The following is a 12988-nucleotide window of genomic DNA, read 5'->3' on the forward strand; positions in this document are numbered from 1 at the left end:
AAGAGACAATATAAACAGGGTAGCTTTTCTACCCTGTTTAATATTTATCTCAACCTATTCAATACCATGATTTGATGAGTAGTTTGAGATAAATAACCAATAACAGAGAGCCGTACGTCAATGCGTCTATTTTCTTTTTCTTCTATCAAGTTAGCGAGTGTCGTGCTAACTGCTAGCCTTTTGACTGCTTGTGGTTTCCATTTGCGTGGTGATTACTCGATTCCTGAAGAGCTCGACACCATGTCTCTCACCAGCTACGACCAATACAGTACCTTTACTCGCATGGTGCGCTCACAACTGCGTATGAGTGAAGTAAAAATCGTTCCACCAGCCGCCAACATCCCGAATTTACACCTTCTTAGTGAAGGTGTGGGTGAACGTACACTATCGCTATACCAAAACACCCGTGCCGCTGAAAAAGAACTGACTTTCCGCGCTTCATATCGAGTAACAATTCCTGATCTTGGTGCGCGTACATTTTCAACTAGTGTAACTCGCAGCTATTTGGACAACCCATTAACGGCACTGGCAAAATCGGTTGAACGCGACATGATCGAAGATGAGATGCGCAAACTGGCTGCCACTCAAATTATTCGTCAAATGGGTCGTCTAAAAGCAGATATCGAAGCGGGCACGATGCTAACTGGCCAAGAACTGGATGAGCAACAAGCTCGCGAACGTGCTCAACAGCAAGAACAATACGAAATCAAAACCATCGAAAACGACACCAATTCTCTTGATATAGAGCAGCCATTGCTTGAGCAATAAGAGATAGTCATGCGTATTTTTGCTGACCGCCTAGCGGATCAACTGAGCAAACAGCTCCACCCTATTTATTTGTTGTTCGGCACTGAACCACTGCTACTGCAGGAATCACGTCAAGCCATTCAACAAACCGCGAAACAACAAGGATTCGAAGAACGGCATCGATTTGCAGTCGATGCCAGCTTCGACTGGAATCAGGTCTACGACTGTTGCCAAGCACTGAGCCTATTCTCTTCGCGTCAATTAATTGAGTTAGAGTTACCAGAGGCTGGCGTTAATGCCGCAATTGCCAAAGAATTAGTCAGCGTAGCAGAAATGCTTCACCCTGATATTCTATTGGTGATCATTGGGAGTAAACTGACCAAGGCGCAAGAGAGTGCGAAGTGGTTTAAAACCTTAAACAGTCAAGGCTGCTGGGTGAGTTGCTTAACACCCGATCTACAGCGTTTACCGCAATTTGTACAAAGTCGCTGCCGTTCATTGGGGTTAAAACCCGATGCAGAAGCGGTACAAATGCTCACACAATGGCATGAGGGTAACCTGTTTGCGCTCACTCAAAGCCTTGAAAAACTCGCGCTGCTCTACCCTGACGGAGAACTGACATTAATTCGCTTAGAAGAGTCACTCAGTCGCCATAATCACTTTACTGCTTTTCACTGGGTAGATGCATTATTGGCAGGCAAAGGCAATCGTGCCCAACGAATTTTGCGTCAGCTTGAAGCTGAAGGGACAGAAGTTGTAATACTTGTACGCACCGTGCAAAAAGAGTTAACTCAGCTTCTTCAGATGCAAATGCAGGCACAACACAGCACTGTCTCTCAAGTATTTGATAGTTTCAGAGTTTGGCAAAACAAGCGCCCGCTATACTCCGCAGCCATGCAACGCTTAACAATTCAACGGTTGCACGCCTTGATGCAACTTTTGGCCAAAATTGAAATCTTAACTAAAACTCAATATGACCAATCAAGCTGGCCATTATTACACCAACTGAGTGTGGAGCTTTGCTTACCTCAAGTGAAGCTATAAAAACGTGATATAATCCCCGGTCTATATTTATTCAAAGAAACTATGGCACTCATCAGTGCCTTTGAGGATATCAACTTGCAACACCAAACACTTAACGCCTTTTTAGTAGACAAAGCAGACGACATGAAAGCACAAGATATTCAAACTATCGATGTGCAAGGTAAATCAAGCATTACTGATTTTATGATTGTTTGTACGGGTACTTCAAAGCGTCATGTCGCCTCTATTGCTGATCACGTTGCACGTGAAGCGAAACTTGCCGGCCTTGAACCGCTTGCAATCGATGGTGAAAATGAAGGTGAATGGGTCGTGGTTGATATGGGTGATACCATCTTGCACGTGATGCAAGAAGAACAACGCGAAATGTACCAACTAGAAAAGCTTTGGGGCTAAGCGATGAAACTGCAGTTAATCGCCGTAGGCACTAAGATGCCTAAATGGGTCGAAGAAGGCTTTCAGGAATACAAACGTCGCTTTCCTCACGACATGCCACTTGAACTGGTCGAAATTACCGCAGGAAAACGCGGTAAAAACGCTGACATTGCAAGAATTCTGCAAAAAGAAGGCGAAGCTATGCTTGCCGCCGTGCCAAAAGGCAACCGAATTGTTACTCTCGATATTCCAGGTAAAAAATGGGATACGCCACAATTGGCCGAGCAACTAGAAAGTTGGAAGCTGGATGGGCGCGATGTATCCATTCTAATTGGCGGCCCTGAAGGTCTTGCGCCAGCTTGCAAAGCAGCAGCCGATCAAAGTTGGTCTTTGTCAGCCCTAACCCTGCCTCATCCTTTAGTGCGCATTGTCATGGCTGAGAGTCTTTACCGTGCTTGGAGTATTACTGCCAACCACCCATATCATCGAGAATAGGCGTAGATGTTGAGGAAGCGCACCAAAATTAGAGACTACCAAGAGGAGTCGCGACTGTTTGCCAGCCGCGCGATCGTCGCATTTCTTGGTATTGTGGTGATGATGGGTCTATTGATCACTAACTTGTATCACATTCAAGTTAATCAATACCAAGATTATAAGACTCGCTCTAACGACAACCGAATCAAAATAGTACCTATTGCACCAAACCGCGGTCTGATTTATGACCGTAACGGGGTGTTACTAGCAGAAAACCGTCCGGTCTTTAGTCTGGAAATTACTCCAGAAAAAATTAAAGACATGGACGACACCATCGCTCGTCTCCAGCAAATCCTCGACATATCTCCTGAACAAGTTGAACGTTTCAAAAAGGAAATGCGTCAAACACGCCGTTTTAAATCGGTACCTATTTTGACTCAGTTGACAGAAGAGCAAGTCGCTAAGTTCTCCGTCAACCAACATAAATTTCCAGGTGTTACCGTTAACGCTAACCTGAAGCGTTTTTACCCTTATGGTGAAGTGCTTACTCACGTTATCGGCTACGTTTCACGTATCAATGACCGTGATATGCAGCGCTTAGTGCGTGAAGAAAAAGACGCCAACTATCAAGCGACGCGTGACATAGGTAAGCTTGGTATTGAGCGCTACTATGAAGATCTTCTTCACGGCACGGCCGGCTATCAAGAAGTGGAAGTCAACAGCCGAGGTCGAATTATTCGCGTATTAAAATACGTTCCACCAGTGCCGGGCAAAGATATTGTGTTAAACCTCGATATCGACCTGCAAATGTACGTTCACGACCTCCTCGCTGGTCGCCGTGGTAGTGCGGTCGTTTTGGATCCAGCCGATAACGGCGTTTTGGCGATGGTATCGAGCCCAAGCTACGATCCGAACGCCTTTGTTCACGGTATTTCAGGTAAAGCTTACAACGCACTGTTGAATGATAAAAACCGTCCACTGGTAAACCGTGCAACTTTAGGTATCTACCCTCCCGCATCGACGATCAAACCGATGATGGCAGTCGCAGCGTTAACAGAAGGTGTTATCACTCCGTATACCACGCGTAACGATCCCGGTTACTGGAAAATACCAAACTCAAAAACTAAGCCATTCCGTGACTGGTTACGCTGGGGCCATGGTAAAGTTGATGTGGTTAAGTCGATTGAAGAATCCGTGGATACTTTCTACTACCAGGTCGCCTATGATATGGGTATTGACCGTATCTCGCGTTGGATGATGATGTTCGGTTTTGGCGACTATACTGGGATTGATATTCACGAAGAAAGCAAAGCCAACATGCCAACCCGTGAGTGGAAAATGGCTCGCCATCGCACGCCATGGTATCAAGGCGATACGATTCCGGTCGGAATTGGCCAAGGGTATTGGACGGCAACCCCAATGCAAATTGCTAAAGCAACTTCAGTGATCGTGCATCACGGTAAGGTAATTGCCCCGCACCTATTGCGCGCCACCATTGAGAATGGTCAAGAGTTTAGCACCAACTCAATGGCTGAGATTCTGACTTACCCGCCAGTAGAAGGGGTTAAAGAACGTTATTGGGATATTGCGATTGAAGGTATGCGCCTGGTAAACAATGGCCGTAAAGGTACAGCCCGACGTGCGTTTGCTGGAACTCCATATGTGAGTGCTGGGAAATCTGGTACCGCACAGGTATTTGGTTTAGGCGAAAACGAAGAGTACAACGCAGATGAGATTGCCGAGCATTTGCGTGACCACGCACTCTTTACTGGCTTTGCTCCGGTTGACGATCCTAAAGTTATCGTTACCGTCGTGTTGGAAAACGCGGGTGGCGGTTCAAGCAATGGTGCGCCTGTCGTGCGTAAAGTATTTGATCGAGTATTGGTAGAGAACAATATCGCTAAACACAAGGAAGAGTAATGGATTTTGCCCCGATAAATGGCCAGAACCGCTCGCTATTTGATCGCATCCACATCGACTTGCCACTACTACTTGGCATCATGGTGTTAATGGGATTCGGTCTAATCGTGATGTACAGTGCCAGTGGGCAAAGTCTTGCAATGATGGACCGCCAAGCAATGCGGATGGTTCTTGCCCTTGGGGTCATGGTGCTCTTGGCACAAATTCCCCCCAGAACCTATGAAAGTTTGGCGCCAATCATGTTTGTTGTCGGCGTGCTATTACTGCTTGGGGTGCTGTTTTTCGGCGAAATATCAAAAGGCGCACAACGGTGGTTGAACCTTGGTATTGTGCGCTTCCAGCCCTCAGAGCTCTTAAAACTTGCGGTGCCACTGATGGTGGCGCGTTATATAGGTCGCCGTTCTTTACCCGCCTCTTTTCAAACCATTGTCGCGTCATTGATAATGGTATTAGTTCCCACTATTCTCATCGCTAAACAACCCGACCTCGGCACCTCAATCCTCATTGCAGCTTCTGGGATTTTCGTTATCTTCCTCGCGGGTATCAGCTGGAAAATCATTTTCTCCGCCATCTTTGTTGCCGCAAGCTTTGTCCCAATATTGTGGATATTCTTGATGCGTGAGTATCAAAAAGTGCGTGTGCGTACTCTATTTGATCCAGAATCCGATCCGCTAGGGGCTGGCTATCACATCATTCAAAGCAAAATCGCGATTGGTTCAGGTGGTGTCTCTGGTAAAGGCTGGTTGCAAGGCACTCAATCACAGTTAGAGTTCTTACCTGAGCGGCATACTGACTTTATCTTTGCCGTAATTGCTGAAGAGTGGGGACTGATTGGCATTCTGATTCTACTGAGTTTGTATCTCTTTATCATTGGCCGAGGCTTATTGCTCGCCAGTCGTGCACAAACGCCGTTTGGTCGTATGATGGCTGGCAGTATTGTATTGAGCTTTTTTGTCTACGTTTTTGTGAACATTGGCATGGTTAGTGGTATTCTTCCCGTCGTGGGCGTACCACTACCTCTGATTAGCTATGGCGGAACCTCAATGGTCACCCTGATGGCTGGCTTCGGTATTTTGATGTCTATTCACACTCATAAAAAAGCGTTTTCAAAGGCAAATTAATGCAAACATTTTACAAAGTTGCCAGCTTAGCATTGCTAAGTAGTGTTATTGTTGGCTGTTCCTCTACGCCTACAGAACCAGAGCCAGTAGCTCCATCAACTCCTCCTCTTTCTCAATCGGATCGCTATCAAGAAGAGCGTTACGATCTCAAAGACGACACTGCCCCAGAAAAACCAATGTCGGTGGAGCACGTTGAAGACGCAATGCCTCAATATGAACCTTACAGTTTGGGTGGTACTCGTGATTACACCGTTCGCGGTAAACGCTACCACATCATTAAAGACCCTAAAGGCTTCAAACAAAAAGGCCAAGCATCTTGGTATGGTAAAAAATTCCATGGTCATCAAACTTCTATCGGTGAAGTGTATGATATGTATTCCATGTCCGCTGCCCATAAAGAGCTACCTCTACCAAGCTATGTAAAGGTAACAAACCTTGGCAATGGGAAGAGCGCCATTGTACGCGTCAATGACCGCGGACCATTTCATGATGGACGTATTATCGATTTGAGTTTCGCTGCAGCAAAGAAGCTGGATGTGATAAAAACGGGTGTCGCCAATGTTGAAATTGAAGTGATCACCGTTGATAAACCGAACTCTCAAACAAAAAAACAAGCACTGCCAAAGTACCAAATTCAGGTCGCTTCTTCGTCAAATAAAGAAAGAGTTGAAACTTTAGCGAACGATCTTGGTCAAAAGCTCTCGGTAGACAGCTTTGTAAACTCAGAAAATGAGATTCATCGTGTAATTTTAGGCCCATTTGATGACTATGAGCTGACGCAAAAAACGTTAGAGCAAGTTAAACTACTGGGCTATTCGAGTGCCTTCGTAAGAAAAATTTAGATTCCTATCTTCTCAATCCTCCGTCTTGACTAGTTTGAAGCGGAGTTTCTGTTAAGATATGGGCAGTTCAAGATAAATCTGTAGTCAATATGAAAAAAACAACGTTACTTAAAACCGTTTTTGCGTCTTCTATTGCGCTTTCAACCACTTTTGCTTCGCAAGTGATTGCATCTCCAGTAGTTGTTCCTGATCCACCACAAATCGCAGCAAAAGGCTACGTATTGATGGATTACCATTCAGGTAAAGTTCTTGCTGAAAAAGAGATGAATACTAAATTGTCTCCAGCTAGCTTAACTAAAATGATGACGAGCTATGTAATCGGCCAAGAGCTTGCTCGTGGCAACATTAGCGAAAATGATGATGTGACGATCAGTCAAAATGCTTGGGCGAAGAACTTCCCTGATTCATCAAAGATGTTTATCGAAGTTGGCACCACGGTAAAAGTAAAAGAGCTTAACCAAGGTATCATCGTTCAATCAGGTAACGATGCTTGTGTTGCAATGGCTGAGCACATTGCGGGTTCACAAGATGCATTTGTTGACCTAATGAACGCATGGGCAAACTCTTTGGGCATGAAAAATACCCACTTTGCTAACGTACACGGTCTTGATAACCCAGACCTTTACTCGACGCCTTACGATATGGCGCTATTAGGTTCAGCATTGATCCGCGATGTTCCTGATGAATACCGTATCTACTCAGAGAAAAAATTCACTTACAACGGCATCACCCAATATAACCGTAACGGTTTGCTTTGGGATAAAAGCATGAACGTTGATGGCATTAAAACTGGCCACACCAGCAATGCAGGTTACAGCCTTGTAAGCTCTGCAACAGAAGGCAAAATGCGTTTAGTTGCCGTAGTGATGGGTACCAAAAATGCCAACGCACGTAAAACTGAAAGTAAAAAGCTACTAAGCTACGGCTTCCGCTTCTTTGAAACGGTTGAACCACATAAAGCAGGTGAAACGTTCGTAGAAGAAAAAGTGTGGATGGGTGATAAAGACACGGTCGCTCTTGGCCTTGATCAAGACACTTATGTGACGCTACCACGCGGCCAAGCGAAGAACCTAAAAGCAAGTTTTGTACTTGAAAAAGAACTTGAAGCCCCAATTACTAAGGGTGAAGTCGTTGGTAAGCTATACTACCAATTAGACGGTGAAGATATTGCAGAATACCCGCTTTTAGCGCTTGAAGATGTGCACCAAGGCAGCCTATTTAGCCGCCTATGGGATTACATCGTAATGCTAGTGAAAAGCCTATTCTAACATCGGCGATAACGATCATTCAGAAAGCCGCCAATAGGCGGCTTTTGTTTTTCGTGTTGCTGCAGTGATAATCTTGAGATTCAATCTAATTGGCAGTAAGATTCCGCGCTGCTTAGATCAAACTTTCAACTTGGAGTTTCCAACATGTTGACCATCAACTCAGACGCTAAACTGAAAGACCTACTAGAGTTCCCTTGTAAATTTACTTACAAGGTTATGGGTTACGCTAAACCTGAACTACCAGAAAAGGTACTTGAAGTTATTCAACGCCATGCTCCAGGTGACTACAGTCCAACTGTTAAACCAAGCTCAAAAGGTAACTACCACGCAGTGTCAGTTACTATCAAAGCGACGTCTATCGAACAAGTAGAAACGCTATACAAAGAGCTGGGCGAAATCGACATCGTACGCATGGTTCTATAACTTTATTTGAAAAATAAATTATTTTTGAAAGCAGCTTTGGCTGCTTTTTTTTATATCATAAGGTTAAAATTGTAATCGTTTTCTAGGGTTAATATTCTGTTATCAACATATAGTTCAAAGTGTCAAACAGGTTTATAATCGAGCCCATTAAGACATAAAAGACGGACTTGGGAATGCAACATACTTTGGTTGTAAAACATCTTGGTAGACAAGATTACGAGCCAATTTGGCGCGCAATGCATGAGTTTACTGATACACGAACTGACGACACTTTAGATGAAGTTTGGTTGGTGGAACACAACCCGGTATTTACCCAAGGCCAAGCAGGCAAAGCAGAGCACCTGCTCAACACTGGCGACATTCCAGTGGTACAAAGCGACCGAGGCGGTCAAGTAACGTATCACGGGCCTGGCCAGTTGGTGGTCTACTTTTTGATCAACCTGCGCAGAAAAGGCTTAGGTGTGCGCGAGCTCGTAACTCATATCGAGAATCTCGTGATCAATACGCTAAAAGCCTACAATATCGATTCTGCGGCACGACCTGATGCGCCAGGTGTCTATGTAGATAATAAAAAAATCTGCTCACTTGGACTTCGCATTCGCAAAGGCTGTTCGTTTCATGGCTTAGCATTAAACGTTAATATGGACCTCTCACCGTTCTTACGTATTAACCCTTGTGGTTATGCCGGTATGGAAATGGTGCAAGTGAGCCAATTAGGCGGACCGGATAAGGTCGATAATGTCGCCGAGCAATTATTGAAACAACTTGTGGTTTTGTTGGACTACCAACAAATCGAAGTCAGCACACAAGTTCCAAACGATAAGAAATAGAAGCATGAGTAAACCAATTCAAATGGAAAAAGGCATCAAATATCGTGATGCTGACAAGATGGCACTAATTCCTGTTAAGAATATGCCAACTGAACAAAAAGAAGTGCTACGTAAACCTGAATGGATGCGCATTAAATTGCCTTCAGACAGCCAACGCATTCAAGACATCAAGTCTGCGATGCGTAAAAACAATCTGCACTCTGTTTGTGAAGAAGCCTCATGCCCTAACTTAGCTGAGTGTTTCAACCACGGTACTGCTACCTTTATGATCTTGGGTGCGATCTGTACTCGTCGTTGCCCGTTCTGTGACGTTGCCCATGGCCGCCCATTAGCACCAGAAGTGGGTGAACCACAAAAACTAGCGCAAACCATCAAAGACATGAAACTGAAGTACGTAGTAATTACTTCCGTTGACCGTGACGACTTACGTGATGGTGGCGCACAACACTTTGCTGATTGTAACCGTGAAATTCGTGCGCTTAACCCACACATCAAAATTGAAACATTGGTACCTGATTTCCGTGGTCGTATGGATGTGGCGTTGGATCTGCTCAAAGACAACCCGCCAGATGTATTTAACCACAACCTAGAGACCGCTCCTCGTTTGTACCGTAAGGCTCGTCCTGGCGCAAATTACAAATGGTCACTAGAGCTATTGAAGAAATTCAAAGAGCAACATCCACATATTCCAACCAAGTCTGGTTTGATGATGGGTCTAGGTGAAACTAAAGAAGAGATCATCGAAGTACTTAAAGATCTTCGTGCTCACGGCGTGACCATGTTGACACTGGGTCAATACTTGGCACCAAGTCGTCACCACTTACCGGTTGAGCGCTATGTTCCACCAGCAGAGTTTGATGAACTAAAACAAGTGGCACTCGATTTGGGTTTCACTCATGCAGCATGTGGTCCATTCGTTCGCTCTTCATACCATGCAGATCTTCAAGCTCAAGGTATCGAAGTTAGCTAACGATAGCTCACACTCGAGCTCTAATACACTATTTAAGGTCAGCATAATGCTGACCTTTTTGTTATCAAACGATTATTCAGTCTCTCTACTTGCACCTACTCATATGCACTTCTAGGCTTAATGAAGTGTTCAAACTCAACACGCCATGACAGGCAAATCATAAGAACAGGATAAAGCCATGGAAAAACTCATCATGCTGCTCTTTAGCAGCCTATTACTATTGGGTTGTCATTCAGTTTCAACGCAAGACCATTACCGAGAGGCCTCGTTTGAACTATGTAATGCCGAAGTCGATATCTATTCGGTGAGTGATGACGGCCGAGTGCGAATCGTCTGCTCTGATGGCGCTAAATTTGCTTTAGCTAAAGAAAACACCCTCTATACCATGCGCGATATCAACATTGAATACTGTGACGGTGAGGGATTAGGCAAATTCAGTGAAAGCTCGCGTTATTACTCATTTAAGTGCAAATCGGGAACGCTGCTAAGTATCACTAAGTAAGTGTTAAGAATTGAAAGCTAAGAAGCTGGAAAGACTAAGTTGCACCTTTTATTGGTGCAACTTGTTATTTCACTGCAGTTCACTGCCAATCCTCAGAAAACAAAAAAGAGCCCGTTAGGGCTCTTTCTAAACTCTCAATTTCAAACTAAATCGAATCTAGTTTTGACGCCACTTTTGCAACGAGTGGTAAGAAGTTCTAGGAGAACACGCGCAGTTTACAAGTGTAAATGAGCATGTTCGACAACGAAATTCACCCCACTCAGCAGCAGAATTATGCGTAAACCGGTAGACGCTTACAGATCTCTAGTACTTTCGCTTTCGTTGCTTCAATAACTTCTTGGCTTTCAAGGTTATCAAGCACATCACACATCCAGTTTGCTAGATCTTTTGAATCTTGCTCGGTAAAACCACGGCGAGTGATCGCTGGTGTACCGACACGAATACCTGACGTTACGAATGGGCTACGTGGATCGTTTGGTACTGAGTTTTTATTTACCGTGATGTTTGCTGCACCTAGCGCTGCATCGGCATCTTTACCTGTGATGTCTTTGTCGATGAGATCAACTAGGAACAGGTGGTTTTCAGTGCCGTTTGATACGATTTTGTAACCACGCTCTTGGAACTGCGCTACCATTGCTTTTGCGTTTTGTACCACGCGTGCTTGATATGCTTTGAACTCTGGTTCCATTGCTTCTTTAAACGCTACCGCTTTACCAGCGATAACATGCATTAGAGGACCACCTTGACCACCAGGGAATACAGCTGAGTTCAGTTTTTTGTACATGTCTTCACCAGCGTTTGACAGAATCAAACCGCCACGTGGACCTGCTAGTGTTTTGTGCGTGGTGGTGGTTACAACGTGTGCGTGAGGCACTGGCGTTGGGTATTCACCTGCAGCGATTAGACCCGCTACGTGCGCCATATCAACAAATAGGTAAGCACCTACTTTGTCTGCGATTTCACGCATGCGTTTCCAATCTACGATTTGTGAGTATGCAGAGAAACCGCCGATAATCATTTTTGGCTTGTGCTCAACCGCCAACGCTTCCATTTCGTCATAGTTGATTTGGCCTGCAGCATCAATGCCGTAAGGGATAACATTGTAGTGCTTACCAGAGAAGTTTACTGGTGAGCCGTGGGTCAAGTGACCACCGTGTGCTAGGCTCATACCTAAAACAGTATCACCTGGATTTAGCAGTGCCATGTAAACAGCACTGTTAGCTTGAGAACCTGAGTGAGGCTGAACGTTCGCGTACTCACAACCAAATAGCTGACAAGCGCGATCAATTGCTAGAGATTCTGCTTTATCAACGTACTCACAACCACCGTAGTAGCGTTTACCTGGGTAACCTTCAGCGTATTTGTTTGTTAGCTGAGAACCTTGCGCTTCCATTACACGTGGGCTTGTGTAGTTTTCTGAAGCAATAAGTTCGATGTGTTCTTCCTGGCGAAGAGTTTCCTCTTGGATAGCTGCGAACAGTTCCGCATCGTAATCTGCGATGTTCATATCACGCTTAAGCATCTGTATCTCCTGACTCAGATTTAGACTGAATGTTGCAAAAAACTGGCAAACGACCCCGACGCAAACGTTTTCGTCACCCTAATGGCGCGCATTTTAACTAATTTGATCTTGGTCATAAGAGAAAATTACATTTTTCTCATGCAGTTTTTCATACTGACTTACAAGGTAATTCATATTGTTCCGATTATTCTATAATCGACTGTCATTACTAGCTTTACACCTTGTAAAGTCATAATTACATAGATTTACCTCAATTTTCTATCAAGCTACCGAAAACTTAACTTTTCACTACTATGCCTGCCTTTCAACCAACGTTTAATAATCGGTAATGAACAAACATACTCGTAGAGAAGACTGGATTGCTATCCTAACTGGAACTCTGATCGTCGCACAAGGCATTTTCTTTCTTCAAACGAGTGGATTGCTGACGGGCGGAACGACTGGCCTTGCACTGTTGATCAGTCAAGTCGTGCCATTTTCGTTTGGTGTCATTTACTTTCTATGTAACACCCCTTTCTACCTTTTGGCATGGAAACGCTTTGGCGCTAAATTTGCTCTAAACAGTGCTATCTCTGGCGCACTTGTCTCTATTTTTACTGATCATCTTTACCTTGTGATCACTGTAGACAAGGTTGACCCTCTATATTGCGCAATAGCGGGCGGATTATTGATGGGGTTGGGAATGTTGATTCTATTCCGACATCGCTCAAGTTTGGGCGGCTTTAATGTGCTGTGTCTATTTATTCAAGACAAGTTTGGTATTTCGGTGGGTAAAACACAGCTAGCGATTGATTTTTCGATCTTAACGATGTCTTTCTTTTTTGTTTCTCCGCTGATTCTTGCCTATTCGGTGGTTGGTGCGTTTATCTTAAATGTTGTCCTTGGTATGAATCACAAGCCAAGTCGCTATATTGTAAAATACAGTTAATACGCCCCTAGGGCTTGGTAAATTA

Annotated in this window: 14 protein-coding genes; 13 read left to right on the top strand and 1 reads right to left on the bottom strand. The window is 44.5% G+C overall.

What is annotated here, in order from left to right:
- Positions 1-120: 120 nt before the first annotated feature.
- The 12 genes from Vt282_RS10390 to Vt282_RS10445 all read left to right on the top strand — a co-directional run bounded on the left by Vt282_RS10390 (position 121) and on the right by Vt282_RS10445 (position 10513).
- Positions 121-768: an LPS-assembly lipoprotein LptE gene (locus Vt282_RS10390; protein WP_162063326.1), complete on the top strand. Its 648-nt coding sequence runs from the start codon at positions 121-123 to the stop codon at positions 766-768.
- Between the two features lie 9 nt (positions 769-777).
- Entirely contained in the window at positions 778-1791 is a 1014-nt protein-coding gene (gene holA, locus Vt282_RS10395; protein WP_162063327.1) for a DNA polymerase III subunit delta, read from the top strand.
- Positions 1792-1833: 42 nt separating this feature from the next.
- Entirely contained in the window at positions 1834-2184 is a 351-nt protein-coding gene (gene rsfS / locus Vt282_RS10400) for a ribosome silencing factor (protein ID WP_415663423.1), read from the top strand.
- 3 nt (positions 2185-2187) lie between these two features.
- Positions 2188-2658 carry a 23S rRNA (pseudouridine(1915)-N(3))-methyltransferase RlmH gene (gene rlmH, locus Vt282_RS10405; protein ID WP_162045777.1) on the top strand — a complete coding sequence of 157 codons (471 nt, stop codon included), beginning with the start codon at positions 2188-2190 and terminating at the stop codon, positions 2656-2658.
- A 6-nt stretch (positions 2659-2664) separates the two neighbouring features.
- Positions 2665-4557: a penicillin-binding protein 2 gene (mrdA, locus tag Vt282_RS10410; RefSeq protein WP_162045776.1), complete on the top strand. Its 1893-nt coding sequence runs from the start codon at positions 2665-2667 to the stop codon at positions 4555-4557.
- Positions 4557-5678 carry a rod shape-determining protein RodA gene (gene rodA / locus Vt282_RS10415; RefSeq protein WP_162045775.1) on the top strand — a complete coding sequence of 374 codons (1122 nt, stop codon included), beginning with the start codon at positions 4557-4559 and terminating at the stop codon, positions 5676-5678. The genes mrdA and rodA overlap by 1 nt, the downstream gene beginning before the upstream one ends.
- On the top strand, positions 5678-6520 hold the full coding sequence (locus Vt282_RS10420; protein ID WP_162063328.1) for a septal ring lytic transglycosylase RlpA family protein: 843 nt from the start codon (positions 5678-5680) through the stop codon (positions 6518-6520). Before rodA ends, Vt282_RS10420 begins: the two co-directional genes overlap by 1 nt.
- Before the next feature lie 89 nt (positions 6521-6609).
- Positions 6610-7788: a serine hydrolase gene (locus Vt282_RS10425; protein WP_162063329.1), complete on the top strand. Its 1179-nt coding sequence runs from the start codon at positions 6610-6612 to the stop codon at positions 7786-7788.
- A gap of 144 nt (positions 7789-7932) precedes the next feature.
- On the top strand, positions 7933-8211 hold the full coding sequence (ybeD, locus tag Vt282_RS10430; RefSeq protein WP_075651088.1) for a DUF493 family protein YbeD: 279 nt from the start codon (positions 7933-7935) through the stop codon (positions 8209-8211).
- Positions 8212-8384: 173 nt separating this feature from the next.
- Positions 8385-9041 (top strand): lipoyl(octanoyl) transferase LipB, encoded by a 657-nt coding sequence (lipB, locus tag Vt282_RS10435; RefSeq protein ID WP_162063330.1) that lies wholly within the window; start codon positions 8385-8387, stop codon positions 9039-9041.
- Between the two features lie 4 nt (positions 9042-9045).
- Entirely contained in the window at positions 9046-10011 is a 966-nt protein-coding gene (gene lipA / locus Vt282_RS10440; protein WP_232055049.1) for a lipoyl synthase, read from the top strand.
- 178 nt (positions 10012-10189) lie between these two features.
- Positions 10190-10513, top strand: coding sequence for a hypothetical protein (locus Vt282_RS10445; protein ID WP_162063331.1), 324 nt, complete (start codon positions 10190-10192; stop codon positions 10511-10513).
- A 271-nt stretch (positions 10514-10784) separates the two neighbouring features.
- On the opposite strand, the gene glyA is transcribed toward Vt282_RS10445, so the two are convergent.
- Positions 10785-12035 (bottom strand): serine hydroxymethyltransferase, encoded by a 1251-nt coding sequence (glyA, locus tag Vt282_RS10450; protein ID WP_162045770.1) that lies wholly within the window; start codon positions 12033-12035, stop codon positions 10785-10787.
- 328 nt (positions 12036-12363) lie between these two features.
- Here glyA and Vt282_RS10455 point away from each other — a divergent pair, with 328 nt between their 5' ends.
- Complete coding sequence (locus Vt282_RS10455) at positions 12364-12963, top strand: YitT family protein (RefSeq protein WP_162045769.1); 600 nt, start codon at positions 12364-12366, stop codon at positions 12961-12963.
- Positions 12964-12988: the final 25 nt, after the last annotated feature.

The sequence above is a fragment of the Vibrio taketomensis genome (assembly GCF_009938165.1).
GTDB lineage: Bacteria > Pseudomonadota > Gammaproteobacteria > Enterobacterales > Vibrionaceae > Vibrio > Vibrio taketomensis.